This window comes from Bacillus sp. TH13, assembly GCF_016651175.1.
Taxonomy (GTDB): Bacteria; Bacillota; Bacilli; order Bacillales; family Bacillaceae_G; genus Bacillus_A; species Bacillus_A thuringiensis_S.
The window spans coordinates 322462-347285 of sequence record NZ_JAEKEJ010000007.1 but is presented as its reverse complement, the minus strand read 5'-3'; the positions used below and the strand labels follow the sequence as shown (position 1 = coordinate 347285).

Genomic DNA, 24824 nt, shown 5'->3' with positions numbered 1-24824 from the left:
CGGAAAATAACTTTTGGTTGAGAAGTTTGGCTAATACTTTCTGTAGAAACTGGACGGCTGCAGCGTTAAATCTTTGATTCAGTCCTTCGGGACTGATGAGTATTTCTGTTGATGCTTCTAAACAACTACATAGCTGGTTTAAGGACGTTTTTGCTACACTTTGGCTTATCCATACACATAAAGCTACTAAATCTTGTGCTCGATACTTACTTGCTCGTTGTACAAACCCAACATCTCTAGCTAGATTCTGTAAGGTATTTGGGGATAAAAGATCCTGAATCTCCTGGGCAAATAGTTGTAGTTCGTCAGATACAGAAATAGACATACAAAAAACGCCATCCTTTCCTATGATTCTACAGAAAGGATAACGTGTTTTTTGCTTTATGGATAGTAAAAAACCGTAATTACTTTTATATAATCGGTGTCGTCAGAAGTGACTTGATTTTTTAAGTATGAAAAAGTTTTCCCTGTAAAGCTTTTATATACCGATCAGCCGATTTTTGAACAGACTTATTTGCATCCTCGACTATTACTCTATGAAATGCATTATACAAGCGATTAAAAGGTAAGTCTTTAATCTTATCTACCATTTCTTTTACTTTATTAGCTGGCAACGGAATTAAATTTGGATAACTATACATAAAACTTACCCACTGACGATCTGCAACAACTTGGATGATATCACCTGTCAGAAGAAGACCTTTTTTGTCACTGCCATCTTTCCAATGTAAAATAGCTCCACCTTTAAAGTGCCCTCCCAAACGATAAATTGTAATCGCATCAGTTAATACCAAAGATTCTCCAGACCAGAAAATAATTTGTTTACTTGAACGATTTACCCACTCTTTATCATCTTCATGAATATAAATTGGAATATTAAATGTTTCTGCCCATTCTACTTGTGTAGAATAATAGTGAGGATGGGAAAGTACAATTGCTTGTATACCTCCCAGTTTATGTATCTCTTGTATTGTATTTTCATCTAAGTAAGTAATACAATCCCACAAAACATTAAAATTTTGACTTTGTATTAAATAAGCTGTTTGCCCAATTGCAAATTCAGGTTTTGTAGTAATACTATATAAACCAGTTTCTTCTTTTAAGATTTCATTTTTATATAATTTACTTTTTTGCATTTTTTCAAGAGTAGTCCATGATTGTCCAGATGGATTAACATACTGCCTTTCTTCATTACAAATTATACAATCAGAAGGAACTTCTTGACTTTTAGAATATTGAACGCCGCATGTAGTGCAGATGTAATTTAACATATGTATGCCCCTTTGTTATAAACTTTCCCACAAACTAATTATAAACTTTAAATTGAAATTAATCTATTTGTATATTGAGAATCTTTGAAAATGTTTATATATACTCACCTTTTAGTTAACAAAACACCATTTATCAACAGTAAATCTCATTAGCAGGTACCAAATTATATACTTGTTCTCCTTTTCTAATAAACATTTTATATCATTTCTAAAGAATTTAAGTTCATTTTTTGTTTTGGGGGTGACTTAATTTCTTAGCTTGATAGCGATGGGGTAGCACCACATCGCTATCAAGCTAAGATTATACAATGTCAAGTATAGTAGAGATTATTTCTTTTTTCTAAAAGCCATGCTTAGAGAATTTAAAGGTTTGCATGCGAAATAAACCCTATCGGGTTTCATTTTTTGAATTAGGCCGCTTGATCTTCAGAAATGGTATAATTGTAAACGACACCTAATATATCAAAGACTGTTTTCTTCTCATATCGATGGGATTTTTGTCCGTTTTTCTGTAAGCAATTAAGCAGACGAAAGAGAATCTTTGTTAATTCTTGGGTATCTTTTTGTAAAGTTTGATAAATAAGTGGAAAATAATTTTTGATGATATAAATTACTTTATATTCACTTAATTCTCGTTTCTTCTTGATGAGGAGTAATTGGCGCATTTGAAAGATAGTGGAGGAACAAAGAAGGATACTTATTAATTGTCCGTATAAGTGACATTCTAGTCATCCCTTATTATTCCTAACGGTTCTTATAATGATTGTACAAAATAAAGTTAAAAATAAGCAAACTTATACAAAAAAAGATAGGCACATTCTTTCTCTGTGTCTACCTTTTTCTTTATTCCATATTTACTTCTGTTCACGTAAATTTACCACACATACACTTATGCCACATAATTTGCTCTTCGAAATCAAGTATATCTTATATTTACATACTGTACAATTTAAATCGATTTGGAAATGAAAGTAAGCCTATAACTCGAAATTACATGTATCTCGGCTGTACCCCACATGATTTCTCCCTTGAAAAATTTCAGTATAGAAAAATTCCGTTCGGACTGAAATTTTTACTACTCGATTATCTTGTTTATATTTATAATATCGATTTGAATATTTCCCCAAAGTGGCCCTTCATATCCAAAATCCTTTCCGTACCCCTACAGAAAGATAACTATTTCTAATTTTCCTTTTCTATATTTATCACATACCTTCTCTAAAGTTGGAAGAGTTGTTTTCCATGCTAAAGAGTTTTTTGCATCAGAACCATAAATTATAAAATGAAATTTATCCCCATCCTAATCCTATAAATTAGGCTTTAACTTTAAATTTTGGATATAAAAGTATAGTTATTATTAAAAACCCTAAAAAGGATAGCATTGGAATGGTTATAAAGCCAAATAAGTTTAAGCTATCCGTAGTACAAGAAACCCCAATAGCACATGAAGAAACACTTAAAGATGGGAATGTTTGTATTAAGATATGATATAAAGATATGCTTAATCCTAAAATTGACAAAGGTAATGCATAACTATTTATATTAGAATCCTTTTTATAAATACCTACACCTAAAATTAGTACAAGAGGATACATAAAAATCCTTTGATACCAGCACAAATCACATGGTGGAAGATCTAAAATTTCACTAAATAAAAGACTAAATGCTGTTCCACATATAGATATTATCCAGGCCAAGTGAATATTAAATTTTTGCATCATATTCATTTTGATATCTCCTTCAAATGAAATAAAATCAATCCATCTTTTAATAAAAGAACATCCTATAAAAGATAGATTGATTTTAAATTAATAAATAACACTACTCTTTGATTTTTTCTTTTACAAACCTTACAAAGACTTCCAAGTCTCCGTCTTCAATTAAATTCATCATTTCACGATTACCATTATGATAAAAGACAATTTTCGGACCGCTTAACAGTCCTTTCTCCACTTTTATAGAATCAATTTTTTTATACTCAAATACTTCAAAAGTTTCGTTCCCCAAATATTTAGTATAGAAACACAACCGTTCATTCGTAGCAATTAAAATTCCTTTCCTTTGCCCACCTGCGCCAAATAATTGAAACTGAAACATTCCATAAACACTTTTTTCAACAACCTCTTCTGTTCCCAAGTGTGGCTGTACTAAAGTCATAGCTTTTTTTAAGTTTTCCATAATTATTTCACCTCTAGATTTTCTATTATTTTAAAAACTTTAGGATATACCTAAAGTTTTCTTTAGTTGATAAAATGTCTTTCTCAATTGTTCTTGCAATTCAGGATTTTTTCACTCAAGTTTTCTTTACAATATATTTCTAAAGCCCTTTCATTTTCTCCCATGCTTAACAAGGAAAGAACTAGTAACGAATGTAAGTGACTATTAGTCGTATTGATATAACTTATTCCAATATCATTATTAAGAACTTCCTTTTCTATCTCTTGTAAAGAATTATATATACTTTTCTTACAAATTAACAAATTGATTATCAAATCAAAATAGTAAATATCTGAGCAATTAGGGAAATTATTTCTTAATACCTCTAGGAATTCTTGTAATTTATCGATATACCCCATAGATAGATATGCATTACAGACAATCACTAGGGATTCACAAAGATACCTTTGTGACAACTCTCCTAATTCTAAATAATGATTTATAACCTCAACTAATACATCTATACTTGCAGGATATTCCTCAATATTTCCATTCGCATATTTTTCCCTACCAAGGAAAAATTTCCACTTGTAATTGCTAGGTTCTTTTTTCACCATATCTTCTATTAAAGTTATATTCCTTTTAAACTTGTTCTTCTTCTGTACTACATTTAATTCATATCCATCATGTATAAAGGTCATATCCACAATCATATGACTAGGGACATTTTTATCATCTTTTAAAGGCTCTTCATGAACCTTCCCATAATATCTAATATTAGCTTGTTTATTAAATATTCTTTTTGTGTCATTATACGTGTGTCCATCCGTATTGCGGATAAACGGACTAATACAAAACTCTTTATCTTCAAATATTGCAGCGAACCTTATGACATTTTTTATCTTTCCCCGATCATGTTCAGATAAATATTCATCAGCATCTAGAAATAAAATCCAATCATGACTTGTTTGATTTATTACATAGTTTCTATGGTAAGCAAAGTCATTTTTCCATTCAAGGGACACTATCTTAACATTTGAGAATTTCTCTTTAATTATTTCTAAAGTCCTATCAGTAGAACCCGAATCTAGTACCACTACCTCGTCAACTTCCTGATAAATACTGGAAATACATCTTTCTATACATCTTTCTTCATTAAAAGTTAAGATACAACACGTAATTTTTGGAAACGTTTTATTATCATAAAGATTTCGGATGTTCTCTCTTAACACTTCTAATTTTCCTACTGTAAAATTATCATCAACAAGAACATTAGACGCTTTTATTAATTCGTATCCTTCTAAAATCTCTTCGTTGTATTTTATGAGCGTTTCTTTATGCTCAAAAATTGAGATTGGCATTGGTTATTCACCTCCACATAAATTAATCAGTTTTTAGCTGTACCAACATTTGTATATGGCTCTAGAAATTTCAATAAATCTTTTTTTGATAAATTTCCTTCTCTTCTATCCTTTTCTTCTCCTCGACTATAATAAATAAGGGTAGGCGTATGCTCTATTTTATATTTATTAAGGAAGGTATTATCTAAATTCTCACTAATACTGGTATCTAAAGCTAATATTTTCAAGTCCGTTTCTTTAATTGTTTCATTTAATGTAGGTTTAAATGACTTACAAAATGTGCAGGTTGGAGAATATATATACATAACAAAATCCTCTTTATTATTCATTTTTTGTTTATATTCTTTCATACTTACATTTTTATATAACGGTTTTTCATCTTCAGTTTTTTTAAAAAGAAAAAACATAGAGCCAATTGTTACTATTAATGCCACAGTGACTAAAATCCATTTCTTCATACTAAAAGCTCCCTTTCCTCTACTAACATGATTTCTGTATCAGAAAATAAACAGATTTTATCGAAATAGTCCATATTATTTCTCTCATGAGTTATTATTATTTTGGTACAATCAATTCTTTTTAAATTCTCTAATATCTCTTTGGATGTATTCTTATCTATATTGCTTGTTGCCTCGTCTAGAATCAATATATCTGGTGCATGTAATATTGCCCTGGTTAGCATAATCATTTGTCTTTGTCCCAAAGAAATGTTAGATGCATTTTCTGTGAGCAAATGATTATATCCATAAGGAGTTTTATTTAAAAATTTATACAGCCCAGACATTTCGCTGGCACGTTTAATCTCTTCCTCTAAAAATTCCTTTCCTAAACATATATTTTCCAATACAGTCCCCGTAAAAAAGAAAGGACTTTGGGGAACATACAATATTTTATTTCTCAAAGAAACTTTATTAATATGATTTATATCCCTACCATCAATAAAAATACTTTGCTCAGGCACTTCATATAAATTTACTAACAACTTCGCTAAAGTACTTTTACCTGATCCACTATCTCCAATAAATGCAATCGTTTCTCCTTTTTTGATTTCTAACGTAGCATTTTCAAATATCTTCTCATCATTATACGAGAACGTAAGATTTTTAATATTAATTGTTTTAATTTCATCAAGTAATGTACTTTGTTTTTTTATTTCTTTAATGGGATACTCTAAAATCTCAAATAATCGTTCTGCGGCTACTATTCCTTTTTGTATCAATGGCTGTAAGTTCATAAGGTTTTCCGTTGACCCTAAAAAGTATCCTAATAACATATTAAAAGTTAATAAAGATCCTAAACTCATATTATCTGAAAATATTTCTTTTACACCCAGCCATAGAACAATGACTTGAAATATTGATTGGAGAACCAATTTTAAAGAATTAGATAAATTAATGGTATTATTTAACTTAACTATACTCGAGAGAAAGTTATTAAATTTATTATCTTTCATGTCTTGCACAAATGGTTGTTTATTAAACGATTTAATTCCTTCCATGCCCTTTAACATTTGAACCAAATAACTATTTACATCCGCGTTATTCTCCATGGTATTTTTACTCTGTCTAGCCAAATTTTCATAGAACAAATATGTTATAACTAAATACAGGAACATCGGAACTAAAGATGCAAAAAATAGATTCTCATTTTGCAAATACAAGAAAACTCCAGATATAAAAATCAATAATATATCTACAACAGCAGATACTACGCTCGTACTAACAAGGTCTCTTAAATCTCTCGCATCATTAAACCTAGAAATCAATTCACCAGTATTTCTCTTTTGGAAGAATGTACTAGGAAGTTTTAATAAATGAGAAAAATATTTGTTGAAAAGCCTCTTTTCTACTTGAAATCCAATCTTAATTATTAGTCGTCCTCTAATATATTCTAATAAACACCTTCCAAGAGCAAACCCTATAAATGCTAAAGCAATTGTAGAAAGGCCATCTTCCCAACGATTTGGAATAATAACATCTACAATTAACTTAATAAAAAATGAAAAAGCAATCGTTGCAGCTATAATAAATATAGAAAGAATAAGAACAAAAAGAAGAGCAAGTTTATTATCAAATATCAATTCTAGTATTTGTGATTTAACATTTCCTTTTTTTAATGGATTTCCCTGTTTAGTAGCCCCCTCTTTGGGATATACTGTAATTATAACCCCTCCAAATTTCTGCAAAAATTCACTTTTTTCAACCTTTTCTATTGTATTATTAGAAGGATCACTAATAATTATTTTGCTTTTCTGAGTTCCATGAATTACTACAAAATGTCCCCCGCTTTCCTTTGTTGTATACGCAATACAGGGAGCATTTAATGTTTGAACAACCTTAAAAAAATCACTAGATTCTAAATGAAATGCCTCTGCTTTAAAATCTAATTTTTTGAAACCATTTATAATATTTGAAGCTGTAGTTCCATATATTTCTGTATTAATAATATCTCTAATAACATTAAGATTATAATGAATATTATAATCTGATAAAATTGTGGCCACACAAGCAGCACCGCAATCATACTCACCATTTTGTTTTGTATGAGAATATTTTTTCTTTGATAACATAAATTTACACCCATTCATTTGCATTCTTTTATAAAGAAAGCCCTACTTTAAATTAAAGTAGGGCTTTTTTACTTGTTAGCAGTTTGCAATTGCTAGTCTACAAGTGTTTTCAATCCCAACACTACCAAAACGAGCACCGCCAGTACCACATAATGACCATAGATAAGCACATTGTGCTTTAGACATTCCACCAACTACGTTATTTAACTCTTCTTTTTTAACTGATTCTAATCCTTTTACCGCTTCTAAGTTTGGAACTTTTACTACCATAATTACTATCCCCTTTAGTGTTTTTTCAGGATATATTTTCTTTTTTTTGAATATATACCCTGGTAAATATTAGTTTAATACAATTATATATATATTTCAATATCTTTCTATTAAAAAAATAATTTTTTCTAAAAATAGATAATAAATTATTATTTTTAACTTCAATTAAATTCCTCCTTTTAGGGCTAGTACCCCATCGCTATCAAGCTAAGAAAAGTAAATACCCCCAGAACGAAATTTTGTGCTAACTTGTAGCAAAAAAGCTCATTTTTTTGTTTTGGGGTAATTCTGAATTCTTAAGTTGATGGGCATGTGACGTTACCCCATCGCTATCAAGCTAAGAAAATACAACTCCCCCAGAATGAAAATTTTATCCATTGTTGACTACTGATAAGATGGTTATGTTACCTGAAGACAATAGATTTATATCGCGAAATTTATATAAAAAAGATAAAATGGAAGAGTGTTTGGAATATTTGGATAAAAAAGGGGCGAGATACGGTGAGTATAATTGAAAAAAATTTAAAGTTAGATATTAATCGTATTGTATTTATTGGTAAAACATTTGAGGAATACATTAAAATGTTTGATTTATCTCCTGAAAATTTAGAGAATATGAAAGTTTTAGATTGTGCAGGCGGAGCATGTTCTTTTACTGCACATGCCAATAAATTAGGTATTGATTCTACGTCTTGTGATATTGCTTATTATCATGAGGTAGTTGACTTGGAACAAAAAGGATTAGAAGACATTGAACATACTATAAAACATATGGAAAAAGCATCAGGAAACTATGTATGGGAGCATTTCTCGTCTATTGATGCATTAAAAGAAGAAAGAAGCCGTGCTTTAAAAGATTGTGTTCAGGATATGAGAGAAAATCCGCAACATTATCAGGCTGTTACTTTGCCTGTTTTACCATTTGAAAATAAACAATTTGATATGACAGTTTGTGCACATTTGCTGTTCATGTATTCTGATCGTTTAGATTATCAATTCCACTTAAATAGTTTAAAAGAGTTGATACGTGTAACAAAAGGTGAAATTCGTATTTTTCCTTTAACAGATTTATATGGAAAGAAATATGATCAATTATCTCAATTGATGAATGACTTAAAAGAACATGTTCGTTCGATTGAAGAAGTAAAAGTATCTTATGAGTTTCAGAAGAATGCTAATCACATGTTAGTAATTAAGCTGAAGTAATAATGTAAAAAGAAATCCCTTTACATTTTCTTAGTTTATTTACTACTACTGATGCGTTATGTACACAATACTTGTATAGATAGGGTATATAGCCCTTTTTTAGTACTCTTTAATAAAAGGGGGAGAAAGAATGGTGAAAGCAGTTATTTTCGATTTAGATGGAACTTTGTTGGATAGAGATAGTTCCCTTAAACTTTTTATTAAAGATCAATACACGAGGTATATTAATGAACTAAAACATGTACCTGAAGAACAATATGTAAACCGATTTATTGAGTTAGATAATAAGGGATATGTTTGGAAAGACAAAGTATATGAACAGTTACTTCAAGAACATTCTATTACTAGTTTAACTTGGGAGCAATTATTAGAGGATTACATAAATAACTTTCAACATAACTGTATTCCTTTTTCTAACATGGAGTATGTATTACAAGAGCTTAAAAGTGGAGGGATTTTATTAGGCATGATTACAAATGGATTTACTGAATTCCAACTACTGAATATCCGCGCTCTAGGAATTGATAAGTACATGGATATCATTTTAGTGTCAGAACAAGAAGGGATAAAAAAACCTCAAGCTGAAATTTTTCTGAGAGCTTTAGCAAGACTAGGTGTTAGTCCGGAAGAAAGTGTGTACGTAGGAGATCATCCAAATAATGATGTAATAGGAGCTCGGGATGTGGGAATGAATGCAATATGGAAGAAAGATACGTTTTGGGGGAATCCGTTTACAGATGAGCATGTAATTAATGATTTAAAAGAGTTGCTGCCTATAGTTAATACATTCCAAAAGGCTTAATGGAATTCAGCTGACAAAGATTATGTAAATATATATAACAGAAGTAATGATTAAACGGTTATATAAAGCTAAGGTTTTGCACTATCCATAAAGCAAAAAAGACGTTATTCTTTCTGTAGAATTATAGGAAAGGATGGCGTTTTTTATGTCTGTTTCTGTGTCTGACGAATTACAACTATTTGCTCAAGAGATTCAAAGTGCCCTATCTCCAAATGCCTTACGGGATCTTGTTAGAGATGCTGGTTTTGTACAACGAGCCAGTAAGTACCAAGCAAAAGATTTAGTCGCTTTATGTGTATGGGTGAACCAAAATGTAGCTATGACTTCTTTAACTCAGTTATCTAGCTGTTTAGAAGCATCAACAGAAGTACTCATCAGCCCTGAGGGCTTGAATCAACGATTTAATAAAGCGGCTGTACAATTTTTACAACATCTATTAGCTAAATTAATAAACCAAAAACTGACCTTATCTATGCCGATTTCTTCTCCATATTCTTCTATTTTCAAGCGTATTCGTATTTTAGATTCCACTGCATTTCAACTTCCAGATATATTTTCATCAATTTATCCTGGTGCGGGAGGATGCAGCCATACAGCGGGAGTAAAGATACAGCTTGAGTATGATTTATTAAGTGGACAATTCCTTCATATTCATACAGGTCCAGGTAAACAACATGATCGAACCTACGGTTCCCTGTGTGTCCCAACTGTAACAGCGAATGATTTATGTATCCGAGATTTAGGTTACTTTCATTTGAAAGATCTTCAACATATACAAGATAAAAAGGCTTATTATATATCACGTATCAAGTCGAATACACGTATTTATCAGAAAAATCCTAATCCTGATCATTTTCAAGATGGAAGAATTAAGAAAGGTACAGAATATATACAAATAGATATGGAGACATTAATGAACTCCCTTCAACCAGGACAAACATGCGAAATATCCAACGCTTATGTAGGAATAACTGATAAAGTCCCAACTCGTCTGATTGTTCATCGACTAACAAAAGAACAACAACAAAAACGATTACACAATCAAACGGTAAGAGAAAAAAAGAAAGGAATGAAGTATTCTGCTCGTAGTAAACGACTTAGCGGTATCAATGTATATATGACAAATACTCCTACAGATATTGTCCCGATGGGACAAGTGCATGATTGGTATTCTTTACGTTGGCAAATCGAGATTTTATTTAAAACGTGGAAATCATTCTTTCATATTCATCATTGTAAAAAGATAAAACAAGAACGATTGGAATGTCATTTGTATGGGCAACTAATTGCCATCCTACTTTGTTCTTCTACCATGTTTCAAATGCGGCAATTGCTTCTTATGAAAAAGAAACGAGAACTGAGTGAATATAAGGCCATATATATGATTAAAGATTACTTTCTTCTTCTTTTCCAAGCAATACAGAAAGATACCCAAGAGCTATCAAAGATTCTAATTCGCATGTTCAACCTACTACAGCAAAACGGGAGAAAATCTCATCGATATGAGAAGAAAACAGTCTTTGATATATTAGGTGTCGTTTACAATTATACCATGTCTAATAATAAAGCAGCTTAATTCAAAAAAATGAAACCCGTTAGGGTTTATTTCATATGCAAATCTTTAAATTCCCTATATGTATCCTCTAGAAAAAAAGAAATAACCTCTACTATAAGTGACGTTGTATGAACTTAGGTTGATAGCGATGTGGTGCTACCCCATCGCTATCAACCTAAGAAAAGCAAATACCCCAAAACGAAAAAATTGGCATCCTCAGGTGAAAATGTACATTTTTTGTTTGGAGGTACTTCAAAATGTTGGGTTGATGGGCATTTGATACTATTTTTTATTATGCATCTCTAAATTTTAGAGAATGTTTACAGCTGTAATTTTGCAGGTTGAAATAGCAAACCTAACGATTGTAGTTGGATTTATAGGTAAAGTACCTAGAACTATACCAAGACCTGTTTGTTCCACGTTAAAATCTACTGCAGTAGAACCAGTACTTGCTAAAAGATTCACTGTAGAACCAATAAGCGTATCTAGTAATTCCCTAATTGGTCGTTCGCGACAATCACATTCACATCCTAAGTCTACAGGTGGAAGTAATGTTATAGATGGCCCCGGCGGTAAAAAACCTACCCCTGTTACATCAGAAATATTGACTACAAAGGATGTGAAACCATCTGTAACTGTAACTAAAAAATCATTTACAGAAGTAATAGTAAATAAAAAGAAAAGTGGTGGAGCGTTTGGTGCATCTGCAATAGTGCCAAGAAGCACTGTTTCCCCAATAAGTTGTTGTAAAACATTCTGCATAGGTAAAACACAGCAGTCACAAAAGCAACCTTCAGTTGCTCCTGTTGGACCTGTTGAACCTGTTGGACCTGTTGAACCTGTTACTCCTGTTGCTCCTGTAGGGCCTGTTGGTAGAGTAAATGGTGGAATTGGTGGAAGTGTAGGACCAATTAAATTTGAATTAAATGCATTAGCTTGAAGTATTTTGTTTTTATCAAACATGTAACTACCTCCTACAGATATACTTTATTATAAGAATATATACAATTAGCCTTCATAAAATTTATTTATCACCATATAATATGCTATATCTTTACTATTGTGTGTTTTGTGATGATCAAATGATAGTATTTGTGTATTAATAGTAAATTTGGTTCTGACGCAAAGAGTGCACCCATTCGAAAGAGGTATATAGAATTTTAATGAAGCCTGTTCTTGTGGGCATTTCACAACATGCCTATCAAATTAAGCGATTTTAATAGCCCTAAGTAGAAAAAATACGCTATTCTTTCTGTAGAATCATAGGAAAGGATGGCGTTTTTTATGTCTGTTTCTGTGTATGACGAATTACAACTATTTGCTCAAGAGATTCAAAGTTTTTTATCTCCAAATACCTTACGGGATCTTGCAAAAGATGTTGGCTTTGTACAACGAACCAGTAAGTACCAAGCAAAAGATTTAGTCGCTTTATGTGTATGGTTGAGCCAAAATATAGCTATGACTTCTTTAACTCAGTTATCTAGCTGTTTAGAAGCATCAACAGAAGTACTCATCAGTCCTGAGGGACTGAATCAACGGTTTAATAAGGCGGCCGTCCAACTTTTACAACACCTACTAGCCGAACTACTAAGCAAAAAATTGGCCGCATCTATGCCGATTTCTTCTCCATACACTTCTGTTTTCAAGCGTATTCGTATTTTAGATTCAACTGCATTTCAACTCCCGGATGTATTTTCATCGGTTTATCCAGGTGCAGGAGGATGCAGCCATACAGCTGGGATAAAAATTCAACTTGAGTATGATTTGTTAAGTGGACAGTTCCTACATATTCATACAGGTCCAGGTAAACAACATGATCGCACTTACGGCTCTCTGTGTGCCCCAACTGTGACAGCGAATGATTTATGTATCCGAGATTTAGGTTATTTTCATTTAAAAGACCTTCAATATATACAAGATAAAGAGGCCTACTATATCTCTCGTATCAAGTCGAATACACGTATGTATCAAAAAAATCCTAGCCCTGATTATTTTCAAGATGGAAGAATTAAGAAAGGTACAGAGTATATACAGATAGATATGGAGACGTTAATGAACTCCCTTCAACCAGGACAAACATGTGAAATAGCTGATGCTTATGTAGGAATGATTGATAAAGTGCCAGCTCGTGTAATTGTTCATCGATTAACAAAACAACAGCAACAAAAACGATTACAAGATCAAGCTGTAAGAGAAAAAAAGAAAGGAATGAAGTATTCTCCTCGTAGTAAACGACTCAGTGGTATCAATGTATATATGACAAACACCCCTACAGATATTGTCCCGATGGGACAGGTACATGACTGGTATTCTTTGCGTTGGCAAATCGAAATTTTATTTAAAACGTGGAAGTCATTCTTTCAAATTCATCATTGTAAGAAGATAAAACCAGAACGATTAGAGTGCCATTTATATGGTCAATTGATTGCCATTCTACTCTGTTCCTCTATCATGTTTCAAATGCGGCAATTGCTCCTCATGAAGAAAAAACGAGAGCTTAGTGAGTATAAAGCCATATATATGATTAAAGACTATTTTCTTCTTTTATTCCAAACTATACAAAAAAACACCCAAGAGCTATCAAAGGTGTTACTTCGCCTGTTCAATCTCCTACAGCAAAACGGGCGGAAATCTCATCGATATGAGAAAAAAACGGTCTTTGATATATTAGGTGTCGTTTACAATTGTACAATGTCTGAAAATCAAGCCGCTTAATTTAAAAAAGTGAAACCCGTTAGGGTTTATTTCGTATGCAAATCTTTCAATCATCTACACTTGCCTTTTAGAAAAAAAGAAACAATCTCGCTTGAAATTGACTTTACATAAGCTTAGCTTGATAGCGATGTGGTGCTACCCCTATTCCACACTTTCTTCTTATTTATATACTTACCTTCGCTTCTCCAATATCCTGTTTTTTAATTAAATCTAAGTAAAAATGGGAGACAGTTGTATTGTAATAAGGGGAAATAAAAATAAATGATAGATTAAATGTAAACATTCCGATAAATGTGGCTAATAAAAACCAACCAATAAATGATAACCAAAGAACAAATAACTTTAGCTTTTGTCCTTTCAGTATTCTTTTACTTTCTCTCAATGCTTCACTTGCTGTATAATCAGGATTCTCTACTAATATGTAATAAGACATGGAATAAGAAAAATATTTAATAATACCTGGAACAATTAATAAGAGACTCCATAAAAAAAGAAAAATAGCTTGCAGCAACCCCAATTTCATTGATTTAAACACATTCTTCTTTTTAAATCCCGAAAATACATCGTCTACCTTAGCATCTTCTTTTTTCCCTAAGTGTAAAGTAAAAACAGAATATCCATAATTGAAGATACCTTGTATGAGACTATAAATTAGGAAACAAACCCCACCTAAACCAATATAACTTAGAATAAGTACAGCAAGTGCTGTTGGATCTACTTGTGGTTCTCCACCAATTGAATAAATAAATAATGCATCAGGACCAATTATCCCGATAAACAGTGCAAATATTAAATACATAAAAGTGGCGATTGCTGATGCACTTAAGGTTGGTACAAAATAGAATAAAGCTGATACTCCTATACCTACTCCCCATTTCCCATCTAACGAATTAAGTGCTGCTTTCTTAAAATTTCTTGTCATACTTGTATTCCCTCCTTTTTTCTTATTTTGTCTTACTAAAAACATAAAAGAACTTGTAGCAGGCCCCGCTACAAGTTCTTTTAACCAAATACTTTAGCTCATCGAAAAATTATTTATTCTACACAATCGGGGGTAATGCCTAAAATATGGTTTGTTAACATCATTATATAACATAATTATGAATTTTTGTTAAAAATTCTATATATTTTGACAAATAACTCTCCACATTTTTACTTTTTTTATTTTCATGTAGTTTTATCTATTGAAAAAAAGTATAAAACCTCTGTGCGATTTTCCATCTTCTACATGTAGTTATCCTATCGTAAACGTTGATGACATGAGATTCGAAAACGGAAGACAACGTAAACTAACCAAAGTTTACATACGTAAAAAGGGTTGTTTTTGTTAAACAATCGACCTGATTAATTACCATAATCCTTCTTATAAGAAGGACACTTTAAATGTTATTTTTATTTTTTAGTAACATATTTAATTCTTTAGCATCTTTTTTTGTATTTAAAAATGATATTAACCAAGAAAATGCATATATCAAAACTATACTTTCAAGAAAATCAGCAGTTGGGAATATTTCTATCCAATGGTTATATGTAGATATAAGAAAGACAACTATAATCATCATGAAAAAATGGATTACCAAGGCGAACGAATAGCTGATTCTTTCAATATCAAAAATGAATGTAAAAATGCCTGCACAAGCTGAGATTATAAGAACACTTATTATCTCAGCTCGTGTAATAGATATATTATTGTTTCTTGATAGTAAAACTATCATGTATATAAATGAACCAGTTCCTAAACCTGTATACAGTCGATTTTTTAGTTTCAATAAAGTCTTTCCCTTCTTTTTTTATGATTTTAAGATAAGGTTATTTAATTTTGATTGTATATAAAATGTGTAGAATATTCCTCCAAAAAATAAGCCTACAGATAGTCCACTTATGGCAGAATAAATTATATTAAACGAAATATTATCATAAAATGATGAGTAAATTCCTAAAGTTACATTTAAGAGATATTTTACAAAGAAATTAATCAATATAATTATTAATGGAAGGTAACATTTCTTCCTGAAAGTAACCGTCTCTTGCTTGAAGAAAATTTGATATTTTGTATATAACAAATATCAAATCAAAATGCCTGGAAGAATGAAAATCGTATAGCTTATTAAACAATATCCTAAGTAAGAAAATTTAGTGATAATTTTATCTAACCCCCATATCATAAAAATCATGGGAACAAGGAACATTTTAGATAAATTAATTGGTCTTTCTTGAGAAATAGCAATACCCCTTTTTATTAAAACGAATAATAATATCCATACCCATAATGGAGTTCTTATAAATACTTCTTTAATCATAGTATACATTGTATATCCTCCTTTGTTTTTATTAATATTTACATCAAAGGGGATATAAAGAAATACTTTTAAACATAAGTGGTAAAAATCAATACATAAGTGGTTATTGGGAATGTTTTTTTAGCTGTTTTTTTAATGAAGAAACATATTTTCTTGACACAATTACTTTTTCTCTGTTTGAAAGCAGTGCTTCCAAATTTCCGTTTGCTTTAGCGGAGAATTTGTTTAAAAAATAAATATTGATAATTATAGTTTTTGAAATTCTAATGAAGTTATCTGGAAGTTCAGATTGTAATTTATATAAAGGACTTTTTATCTCAAATATATTTTCTTTTGTATAAACAAAAATTTTCCTTTCAAGATATTCCAAATAAATAACAGTTGAGCAAGAAATTTTTTCTTGTTCACCTTTGTGAGTAGAATTAACTATTAAATAGTTATCAGAACTATTCTCTAGTGTTGATACCATATCTAAAATAAAAGATGTTACTTTGTGAATGTAGAAGGTACAAGATTCTTCTTTAAGCTTTTCAATAATTTTAATGTTCGCTTTCATTTTCTACCATATTTCCCTTTCTTTAGAATAGATTTTAATGTTTGTTTGAAACAAAGTTTAATCAAAGTCAAAATAGTATTTAATATGAATATTATTTAAAAATCTATTAACATATTTCTTCGCATATTTTTTATAAACATCGTAACATTATTTTTACCCCTCCATAATTGCCATCAATTTGAGAAATGTATTCTTCTCAAAAATGAAAATCGCCCTAAGATCCTATGGACAACTATGAAAGGATGAAATTTTCGTTTTGGGGATATTTCAGAAGTTTAGCTTGATAGGTATGTGGCGGAACCCCTGTACTAATTCAATCAAAAGATTATTTAATAAACATTAAAAGACCACCTATAAAATTTAACAGGTGATCTTTTTTGTGATTTTGCACTTGTGCACTACTTTAAAAATATATCACAAATTCATCTAGTATCCTAAACATTTGAATCTACAAATCGGTCAAACTCCCACACTCTAGACGAACATCAATTAGAACTTTCTAATAAAACTTTATTCTGTAAAAAAGTTTCTAGCTTACTAAAATCTGTCGAAGAATATAATAAACTCATTCCATTAATAAAGTCATGTTCCACTCGTTTCTCTCCCTCATGGGGATCACAATGATTTGAATCCTTATACAACTGAAACATATTCCACGGTACTGCATCTGAAACCTCAAATTTACTTAGTAGTTCTGGACAAAGACCTTTAGTTGCTCCACCTTGAACAGGAAAAGCAAAATTTTTATAAAGTACGGCTGTTTCAGCAGAGTAGTTATCCACTTTAGTTGAGAAGTAGCTTACGCCATCAAAAAATCCATCATATCTTATAAACTGCAATAATAGTTGTGGGATAATATATTCTGGTTTGAATGTGTCAGTGGTATTTTTTACACGTACAGAACATGCTGCCATTAAAGGCCAAATAATTAGATAAGAAATTACTTCATTTGGTTCATTTAACTCCTTCGCAAATAAACGGTTTTTCATAATTGTACCGAAATTATAAAATTTCGTAATTATCTTCTCTATAAAAACAACAGGTGGTGTAGATAAATCTATATAACTTATATCATCTGATTTAAATACTGAAGTCTGGACCGTATTTAAATCCGGTTTATTAAGTTCTTCCCAGCAGGTTAAAGGTGAGCTTCCTAAATAGATACAAGGTAACCCAGGAATACTGTATCTATTTGTGCTGACTATTCCCCGAAGTTCTAACGGAATATGAAACATTTCATCACTTGTAAATACATGATCGGTACCGACTCGCATTTTATAGAGGAATTCATTGTCAAAGTTTTGAAGTGTTTTTATATCATTAAAATGATTTGGCTTAGATACATTATTTTTTAAAACCCTATAAAATTCATTAGAAGCCTTTGAAGGAAAACCTTTATAATATTCTTGTAAGGAACAAATAATTCCTTCACACAAATTCTTTACGTGTCTCAAATCCTGTTTTTTAATAACTGCTGCTAATGTTGCACTGCAGATACTCTCTAACCCTGAGATATAAGTACTGAAGCAATCTTCAAGATACTCTACAAAGTCGTCATTCTCCCTAGTTAGGGGTAATTTTCCAACCTCCTTATACAAATCAATAATAGGCAGCACTTCTAAAACCCAGTTTCTTAAACTAATAATTTTTTTAGCGTCTTCCGAGAAATCAGCTAGTGAGAATTCACTGGCTTCCTTTTCATTGAAAGGATAAAATTTAAATTTCTTAGGTTCGTTTATTTTTTGTAATTCTTCATATAAATTAAATGCAATATTGACTTCCTTTTTACTAACATTGGTGTCTTCTTTTATATGAGTTAGTTTAACGGCTTTCTCTATTAAATCTGTTCTTAATTTTAAAATAGTAATTACTTCACTTTTCAAACGAAAATATTTAATTAAGGTTTTACACTTTCTCAATATTACAGTATGAAATTTCTTATATAATTAAATTATTCTCTTTATTTATTTTATGTATCTGTTCCCTTTGAACCCTACTATTATAGGGTTCCTTTTTTTATAACCATATATTTATTAATTAACTTATCAATTTCTTGACTTAAATAGAGAACTTTCGTATGGCTAAAGCCGTGTTTATTTACCAGTTCAACTAATTCCATTTTTTTATTTTCCATTAGATCATTTAACTTCGCTACAAACATAAACTTTTTTATTTCACACTCCCCCTGAGCAAAATAAAAAGAGCTGCTCCCAGCTCTTATATAATAAAAACCTTTATTATTGCAGTGTAAAATTTTCCATATTCTATTATAAATGAATATATATAACGCTAACAACAATAATTTTAGTGTATTAATAAATAAAAAGCAGCAATATTTCATTACTGCTAAAGCTTCTTTATAAATTCATTATTAATAAAAACATATTCTTCTGGTTCATCAGCTTCACCATACCAAGCTTCCAGCTTTATAATATGTTCTGCTACTTCTTTTAATATCAAATTCATAAATAATGAAATAGGTGTCACATTATATTCTGGATCTCTGTAATTCTTTAAATTGGCTATAAATGACCATTCATTACCTTTTAAAGTTGTATAATAGTCTTTCTCTTCTTCCCAGTTTCCTACGTGCCACCTCATATATAGAAAATCATCTTCTGCTAATGCTTCATTTATCTGTTCCATTGTAAATGGAATGTCTGTACTACGATTAACTTTTATATATTCTTTAACAAATGGAAACTTTAACGCTGCTTCTTCCCATCTTCCTGTATTTATTAATTCCACCAATTCTTTATATTCATCCTTTATAATTACTTTACCTCGAAAGGCTGTATACATTTCAAAAGACAAATTTATCACCTTCTTAAATTCATTATGAATTTAATTAACATATATACTTAACTACACAATAGATGGTTTTAGAAATCGTACTACGTTTCCCTTTTCACTAAATTCACTCTCATTGTTACAATTTTTCGAGGTGAGATCCACTATATAACTCTCTGAAATTTTAAAAGTTCTTTCCTCATTAAACATTGTCAAAGGAACTGATACTCCAACATTATTATCTAAATGACTTAGTACCATTACAGGGATAGTTTCTCCTTTTAACAAATCAACATATGAGGTCTTAACTTTATAATAATGTCCTTCTAAAAAATGCATTTTTCCGTTTATTAAATCCACTGCAACTCCATTATTACAATACGCTAAGCTTTGATTAGAAAAATGAATATCGTCCGATACTTTAATGAATTTCATCGTTTTATTATCAAATATATAGTAACCTTCTCTTACTATAAAAAGATTATGTGGATTGATAAACTCTAGCAAATAATGTGTGATTTCAAAGCTAGTATCCCCCTCAATCATTTCTCTGTATTCTACATAAAGTTTCTCTAATTTTTTAAATGTACTTAGTTTGATCCCCTGATTCGGTCTTGATGCAAGTGTTAAGTCATCTAATACCCATTTAGCCACATATGTTGACGTTGGAATCATTTACAATTTACCCCCTTCAAAATTCTATATATGAACATATAAACTATTTAAATTTAATAAATTGGGCTCTACTTAAAGTATAGGCAGAATCTATTTAATAACTAAGATAATTCTCTAACTTTTTCATATTTACTTCTTATAAATTATATTTATCAAACTCTAAAATGAAATCTTTATAATCAATTTACATTTTCAGAAATTTGAGATATTATTTGTTATATACACCTTTTTAATTTTTTAAATCAATCTCAATACACATAAGCCCTTCGGGTTACTTGAAAGAAGAATATAATGCAAACTGCATTTGTTCTTACTATCCTGTATCCTTGAAGGGCTTTTTGTATTGTCTAGAAAGGAGAGAGTAAATGAGTTTTAACGAATTCGTATTAGATCAATGCGGAAAAACATGGCCAGAATTAAAAAATGAAACTCTGATTGAAAATCAGTATCTAACACATGAAGACATTCAAGAAATCATCTCAAAACAATATCTACTTTTGAGGAAAGACTACGAAGAATTTCTACTAAAAGCACAGTAAGAAAATATTAAACGCATTTATGCGTAATACACAGACTTCTCAATTTTGAGGAGTTTTTATTATGGAGGGAGTTATGATGAATAATTTTATTGAGCTGCTAAATGAAACTTACTGGGATAGTTGTATAATTCATGAACATACTGAAATCCAAAAGTTTTCTAAAGCAAAAATTGAATTTACAAAAACTATGCTTTTTTTAGATTCCTATAATCGCATCTACAAAAAGAATCCAGAAATATTTACTTTTATGATGGAAGTACTCTCTTCTAGTCTAATTAAAGTGATATATCGTTTTATCGCCCCAAAACTTGAAGAAAGAAAACTTCTCGAAAAAACAGAAGTACGACATAAATTCCAAAACACACAGCAAAAATCAACTTTCTATTTCAACAGTAAGATCGGGCAATATGAATTAAGCATTAACTTTGAAAGTATTACATCAATTAGCATGTACTTTGGAAGTCATGTATTTGACGATATTATTCTCCTAGACAGACAAATCCACTTTCTGTTGGACCAATTTTCAGATGCAGCAGCAAGTCATTATGAAGATGATAGAAATATTATTAAAGATAATAAGGAGGAATTATAATATGTTTGAAAATAATAATGAGTTATTTAGTTTATATTTAAATGGTGAGTTTCAAGGGTATTTAAATAGCGAAGATTATCGTCAAATAGCTGCAGCAATTCGTGTTTATGGAATGAAAGGAGATCTGATTATTACTTCTTTCATGGATACTATGGTTATTTCGACAATAGGCATATTTTTAGATTATTGCTTACCAGAAATACGTCAACCGTTAACGCAGGAACTAGTGCCAATGCAACAGAGTTCAGAGACTCCGGAACTAGTCCTTCTTGGAAACATTCAATTTTACGCTCAAGATGATGAAACCATCGAAGAATTTGCTGAATTTCTATTAGAACGGGTTAAAGATACTCCGAATTATCCAGATGGGTTAATTCAGGGCGTTATATATGGAGTTGTTATTCCTGTCGGGATGGAATCAACTAAAGAATCAATAATAGAAGACCTAAATGAACAACTAACTATCAGTAATTAGAACCTGGGTGAGAACCTAATTTTATAGTTTCAAAATGGGGTTATATTCAATTAGAATATGCCCCTTTTCTGCTTTAAAAAATAGTCAAGGGGGTACTTTTATGTTAGTGGCATTTGCATCTAAGACAAGTAATGTTGAACGGTTTATAAAATCATTTCCTGATATAAAGTCAGTAAAAATTACTGATAATTTACTCCTTGAAGAAGATTTTATACTCGTTACTTACACAACAGGTTTTGGTCAAGTGCCACAACTTGTAGAATACTTCTTAACTAAGAATTCTAAGCACTTACGAGGCGTTGCAGCAAGTGGCAATCGCAATTGGGGAGACATGTTTGCAAAGAGTGCAGATGTTATCTCTGATAAATACAACGTACCCGTATTAATGAAATTTGAGTTATCTGGAACGATAAATGATCGCAAGAAATTTGAATCTATTTATTCACAAATTGTATGACGGATATTTAAGAATTAAATCATGCAAACCAGGGGGAATAAAAATGGCAAGTATTAATGGAATAGAAATCAAGACTTACACAATTAAACGTGGACATGAGGGTGAACCACTTCAACAAGCAGTGGTATATATAGATGGAAAAAAAGCTGGCTATATATCTGATGGTGATTGGGGCGGCCCAATGGTATTGGCATTTAGTAATTATGATTTAACCGTTATTAAGCAAAGATTAATTGCATATGCCAAACATGAAAATTTCATTTCCAGTATGTCTGGTGATATAGAAATGCTATTTGCATTACTACTTGGATATGTAAATTTGGAAAAGTTATATAAGAAGAATAGTAAAAAGAATAAGGATTTCATCTTATTAGTAGTTGGTCTCCGCGAAAATTATTTAAAAGGCTGGTCGATCAACAGTGAGTTAGTATATTGGAAATTAGAAAATTATGATCAAAAAAATTTAAATAATTTTATAAACAAAATAAAAAAGAGTGAAGGTTGTTCTGAGGTAATTTTGTTTCAAAAACAAGAAGATTTCCATATTAGCACCCATGACTTTATTCGTATTTAAGAAAAATTCGCTTTCACTTATTAATAGTCAAAATATCCTTTTTTAATTAAACTTTGATGAAATTTTAAGATTAAATACTTGGATAAAGCTTCTGATTCACCCAGATTATTTGGGTGAATCAGAATTATATTAAGGAGGTCCTTCATGCTTAATTTAGTTAATGTTAAATCCCAAACTCCTACTATGAAATTTCCAAGAATCAAAAAACTAATACAATTTGATGTAGATATTTGGCTATATAAAAATAAATTACCTATCGATCAATTGGATTTACACTTTAAAAAATGTACAAATTGTTCTTATTATGTGGAGACAATTGAACTATTTGAAAAGAAAACCATACACGGTAAATCATATAAGGATATATGTAGCGATTGTGATTATGTTTTACGTAATTACGTGTGAAATTCCGAATGATATTTCCGTCCTTTCAAGGACAGCATTCCCTTGATTACCATATGTTTAAAAATATATTAAACATATGGTACGTGAAATTTTATAAAGAATACTTTAGGAGGTATTAAGCACATGGCAAATGTTGTGTTAATTATAAGGCATTCAGATTTATTGAGATCTATGAATGAAATATTAACTAATTCTGAATCAGTAGAAAAAGTGCACGAATTACTGAATAAGGCAAAGACAAAAAATACACTGCCACACGGTCTGTTATGGCATTGGACGGATTTCAAGTGGGATATGCCAGAGGAACTAGGAGAAAACAAAAATGATACTAAAAATAGCGAATCTATTTTACTATTATTTTATTGGCTAAATTGCATTGGAAATGAAAACTATTATTTAGCAAGAATTGAGGAAAGATATGTTATAGATGGGCATGATCCATTAGATACATGGGGTAATTTACATGTACCATCATTAGATTTAACCTTAAATGTTTCAATCTCCTTTGGTTTTGAAAAGGAGGATACAATATGAAAATACGTAATATTTACCGTCATAGTTATGGAACTGCAAGTATAGATAAAAATCTTCCTTCAATAATAACTAAAAGCATTTGGGATTTTTTTAAAACACAAATACTTTCAAGAAACAATTCTTTATTAAGCTATAAACACATCTTTGATTTAAAATTGGAAGATAATTATTTGGTATTAAATTATCAACAAGAAAGTCCAGGTTTTGAGATACGTTCCAAAACAGATGTAAAAGTGGATAAACTTCCATTAGCACACCGTATATGGATTATTGATAACGGTAAAAGTTTTATTATGATGTTACCTACGGATTATTGATAGGAATTAGACTATACACTTATTTTACTAAGTAAAATAAGTGCTTCGAAATAATACCACTTAAAATACCGGTTCTAATAAGAACCGGTATTTTTATTATGTATGAAGCTTTAGGATCAATTAATTATAGGATAGCCTATAGATATAACACACTCCCCTATAGTTAGGTTACTTAGATTTTTTCAATTCTTTGTTTGCTTTATCAATTAACTTAGAAGCAGTCTCTAATCTTTCAACCCCAGCATCAACTTCATTTTCTTTACCCTTATCTAAACCTTCTTGTATGATTGCCACTCCATCTTTTACATGAATCATCGCTACACCTACATTATGTTGTACTGGGTGATCTTTTTCTTCATACTCTAACTTACTTAATTTGTCCACTAACTCTAAATAAGGTTTAGATACTTCTTTTAACTTTTCTGATTTTTTCTTCATTGACTTGCTACTTTTTACAATACCGTCTATTTCTTTAGATTGTTCTGAGAAATCTTTCATTAAATATTCTAGGTTCTTACTGAAGTCTTCTTTTTTATTCTGTTTAACAGAAGCTTCCATTGCTTCATCTTTCTTAACCTTTGTCTCACATCCACCCCCAGTTAACATTAACATTGGAACTACTAAAAAAGATAATATCTTACGTTTCATTAACATATACCCCTTTGTTTTAAAATGCTTTTTCTATTCTTTCCACTTTTATATTT

The 24824-nt window shown here is 30.6% G+C and carries 29 protein-coding genes and 2 pseudogenes; 12 read left to right on the top strand and 19 right to left on the bottom strand.

Annotation, left to right across the window (positions count from 1 at the left end; translation table 11 throughout):
* From JFU02_RS03440 to JFU02_RS03400, 9 genes and pseudogenes are all read right to left on the bottom strand, one after another.
* A pseudogene (locus JFU02_RS03440) lies at positions 1 to 325 on the bottom strand (IS4 family transposase); the annotation flags it as partial.
* 121 nt (positions 326 to 446) lie between these two features.
* Positions 447 to 1271, bottom strand: a complete 825-nt coding sequence (locus JFU02_RS03435; RefSeq protein WP_000935936.1) for an MBL fold metallo-hydrolase — start codon at positions 1269 to 1271, stop codon at positions 447 to 449.
* A 410-nt stretch (positions 1272 to 1681) separates the two neighbouring features.
* Positions 1682 to 1999 (bottom strand): annotated as a pseudogene (locus JFU02_RS03430) (IS4 family transposase); the annotation flags it as partial.
* Positions 2000 to 2584: 585 nt separating this feature from the next.
* Positions 2585 to 2998: a disulfide oxidoreductase gene (locus JFU02_RS03425; protein WP_201069807.1), complete on the bottom strand. Its 414-nt coding sequence runs from the start codon at positions 2996 to 2998 to the stop codon at positions 2585 to 2587.
* A gap of 94 nt (positions 2999 to 3092) precedes the next feature.
* Positions 3093 to 3449, bottom strand: a complete 357-nt coding sequence (locus JFU02_RS03420) for a PH domain-containing protein (RefSeq protein WP_201069799.1) — start codon at positions 3447 to 3449, stop codon at positions 3093 to 3095.
* Positions 3450 to 3532: 83 nt separating this feature from the next.
* Positions 3533 to 4789 (bottom strand): glycosyltransferase, encoded by a 1257-nt coding sequence (locus JFU02_RS03415; protein WP_201069797.1) that lies wholly within the window; start codon positions 4787 to 4789, stop codon positions 3533 to 3535.
* A gap of 26 nt (positions 4790 to 4815) precedes the next feature.
* On the bottom strand, positions 4816 to 5247 hold the full coding sequence (locus JFU02_RS03410) for a thioredoxin family protein (protein WP_201069795.1): 432 nt from the start codon (positions 5245 to 5247) through the stop codon (positions 4816 to 4818).
* Complete coding sequence (locus JFU02_RS03405) at positions 5244 to 7358, bottom strand: peptidase domain-containing ABC transporter (protein WP_201069793.1); 2115 nt, start codon at positions 7356 to 7358, stop codon at positions 5244 to 5246. Before JFU02_RS03405 ends, JFU02_RS03410 begins: the two co-directional genes overlap by 4 nt.
* A gap of 75 nt (positions 7359 to 7433) precedes the next feature.
* Positions 7434 to 7628, bottom strand: coding sequence for a hypothetical protein (locus tag JFU02_RS03400; protein ID WP_201069791.1), 195 nt, complete (start codon positions 7626 to 7628; stop codon positions 7434 to 7436).
* 501 nt (positions 7629 to 8129) lie between these two features.
* Here JFU02_RS03400 and JFU02_RS03395 point away from each other — a divergent pair.
* From JFU02_RS03395 to JFU02_RS03385, 3 genes are all read left to right on the top strand, one after another.
* On the top strand, positions 8130 to 8834 hold the full coding sequence (locus JFU02_RS03395; RefSeq protein ID WP_201069789.1) for an SAM-dependent methyltransferase: 705 nt from the start codon (positions 8130 to 8132) through the stop codon (positions 8832 to 8834).
* Positions 8835 to 8964: 130 nt separating this feature from the next.
* The gene (locus JFU02_RS03390; RefSeq protein WP_201069787.1) at positions 8965 to 9636 is read left to right on the top strand and encodes an HAD family hydrolase; all 672 of its coding nucleotides are present in this window, start codon (positions 8965 to 8967) and stop codon (positions 9634 to 9636) included.
* Positions 9637 to 9781: 145 nt separating this feature from the next.
* Positions 9782 to 11212 carry an IS4 family transposase gene (locus tag JFU02_RS03385; RefSeq protein WP_201069785.1) on the top strand — a complete coding sequence of 477 codons (1431 nt, stop codon included), beginning with the start codon at positions 9782 to 9784 and terminating at the stop codon, positions 11210 to 11212.
* Positions 11213 to 11500: 288 nt separating this feature from the next.
* Here the strand turns inward: JFU02_RS03385 and JFU02_RS32395 are convergent, their stop codons facing one another.
* Positions 11501 to 12154 carry an exosporium leader peptide-containing protein gene (locus JFU02_RS32395; RefSeq protein ID WP_201069784.1) on the bottom strand — a complete coding sequence of 218 codons (654 nt, stop codon included), beginning with the start codon at positions 12152 to 12154 and terminating at the stop codon, positions 11501 to 11503.
* A gap of 321 nt (positions 12155 to 12475) precedes the next feature.
* On the opposite strand from JFU02_RS32395, the gene JFU02_RS03375 reads away from it, so the two are divergent.
* On the top strand, positions 12476 to 13906 hold the full coding sequence (locus JFU02_RS03375; RefSeq protein WP_201069782.1) for an IS4 family transposase: 1431 nt from the start codon (positions 12476 to 12478) through the stop codon (positions 13904 to 13906).
* 163 nt (positions 13907 to 14069) lie between these two features.
* Here the strand turns inward: JFU02_RS03375 and JFU02_RS03370 are convergent, their stop codons facing one another.
* The 8 genes from JFU02_RS03370 to JFU02_RS03335 form a co-directional block, all read right to left on the bottom strand.
* Positions 14070 to 14828, bottom strand: coding sequence for a DUF975 family protein (locus JFU02_RS03370; RefSeq protein ID WP_201069780.1), 759 nt, complete (start codon positions 14826 to 14828; stop codon positions 14070 to 14072).
* A 457-nt stretch (positions 14829 to 15285) separates the two neighbouring features.
* On the bottom strand, positions 15286 to 15675 hold the full coding sequence (locus tag JFU02_RS03365) for a DUF3021 domain-containing protein (RefSeq protein ID WP_201069778.1): 390 nt from the start codon (positions 15673 to 15675) through the stop codon (positions 15286 to 15288).
* A gap of 297 nt (positions 15676 to 15972) precedes the next feature.
* Complete coding sequence (locus JFU02_RS31960) at positions 15973 to 16215, bottom strand: hypothetical protein (protein WP_242488041.1); 243 nt, start codon at positions 16213 to 16215, stop codon at positions 15973 to 15975.
* Between the two features lie 94 nt (positions 16216 to 16309).
* Positions 16310 to 16762 (bottom strand): LytTR family DNA-binding domain-containing protein, encoded by a 453-nt coding sequence (locus JFU02_RS03355; protein ID WP_201069777.1) that lies wholly within the window; start codon positions 16760 to 16762, stop codon positions 16310 to 16312.
* A 485-nt stretch (positions 16763 to 17247) separates the two neighbouring features.
* Positions 17248 to 18681 (bottom strand): hypothetical protein, encoded by a 1434-nt coding sequence (locus tag JFU02_RS03350; protein WP_201069774.1) that lies wholly within the window; start codon positions 18679 to 18681, stop codon positions 17248 to 17250.
* A gap of 80 nt (positions 18682 to 18761) precedes the next feature.
* A complete protein-coding gene (locus tag JFU02_RS03345; RefSeq protein WP_232289742.1) occupies positions 18762 to 18881 on the bottom strand; it encodes an aspartyl-phosphate phosphatase Spo0E family protein in 120 nt (39 codons plus the stop codon).
* A gap of 227 nt (positions 18882 to 19108) precedes the next feature.
* Entirely contained in the window at positions 19109 to 19564 is a 456-nt protein-coding gene (locus tag JFU02_RS03340) for a hypothetical protein (RefSeq protein WP_201069852.1), read from the bottom strand.
* Positions 19565 to 19627: 63 nt separating this feature from the next.
* Positions 19628 to 20227, bottom strand: coding sequence for a hypothetical protein (locus tag JFU02_RS03335; protein WP_201069772.1), 600 nt, complete (start codon positions 20225 to 20227; stop codon positions 19628 to 19630).
* A 365-nt stretch (positions 20228 to 20592) separates the two neighbouring features.
* Between JFU02_RS03335 and JFU02_RS03330 the strand changes: the two genes are divergently transcribed.
* The 8 genes from JFU02_RS03330 to JFU02_RS03295 all read left to right on the top strand — a co-directional run bounded on the left by JFU02_RS03330 (position 20593) and on the right by JFU02_RS03295 (position 24120).
* On the top strand, positions 20593 to 20766 hold the full coding sequence (locus JFU02_RS03330; protein ID WP_201069770.1) for a hypothetical protein: 174 nt from the start codon (positions 20593 to 20595) through the stop codon (positions 20764 to 20766).
* 76 nt (positions 20767 to 20842) lie between these two features.
* A complete protein-coding gene (locus JFU02_RS03325; RefSeq protein ID WP_201069850.1) occupies positions 20843 to 21358 on the top strand; it encodes a hypothetical protein in 516 nt (171 codons plus the stop codon).
* 1 nt (position 21359) lies between these two features.
* Positions 21360 to 21833 (top strand): hypothetical protein, encoded by a 474-nt coding sequence (locus tag JFU02_RS03320; RefSeq protein ID WP_201069768.1) that lies wholly within the window; start codon positions 21360 to 21362, stop codon positions 21831 to 21833.
* Positions 21834 to 21933: 100 nt separating this feature from the next.
* On the top strand, positions 21934 to 22290 hold the full coding sequence (gene nrdI / locus JFU02_RS03315) for a class Ib ribonucleoside-diphosphate reductase assembly flavoprotein NrdI (protein WP_201069766.1): 357 nt from the start codon (positions 21934 to 21936) through the stop codon (positions 22288 to 22290).
* 43 nt (positions 22291 to 22333) lie between these two features.
* Entirely contained in the window at positions 22334 to 22864 is a 531-nt protein-coding gene (locus JFU02_RS03310) for a hypothetical protein (protein WP_201069764.1), read from the top strand.
* 144 nt (positions 22865 to 23008) lie between these two features.
* On the top strand, positions 23009 to 23269 hold the full coding sequence (locus JFU02_RS03305) for a hypothetical protein (protein WP_201069761.1): 261 nt from the start codon (positions 23009 to 23011) through the stop codon (positions 23267 to 23269).
* A gap of 123 nt (positions 23270 to 23392) precedes the next feature.
* Entirely contained in the window at positions 23393 to 23803 is a 411-nt protein-coding gene (locus tag JFU02_RS03300; protein WP_064473007.1) for a hypothetical protein, read from the top strand.
* Positions 23800 to 24120 carry a DUF960 family protein gene (locus JFU02_RS03295; RefSeq protein WP_201069759.1) on the top strand — a complete coding sequence of 107 codons (321 nt, stop codon included), beginning with the start codon at positions 23800 to 23802 and terminating at the stop codon, positions 24118 to 24120. Before JFU02_RS03300 ends, JFU02_RS03295 begins: the two co-directional genes overlap by 4 nt.
* A gap of 168 nt (positions 24121 to 24288) precedes the next feature.
* On the opposite strand, the gene JFU02_RS03290 is transcribed toward JFU02_RS03295, so the two are convergent.
* Entirely contained in the window at positions 24289 to 24774 is a 486-nt protein-coding gene (locus JFU02_RS03290; RefSeq protein WP_201069757.1) for a hypothetical protein, read from the bottom strand.
* Positions 24775 to 24824: the final 50 nt, after the last annotated feature.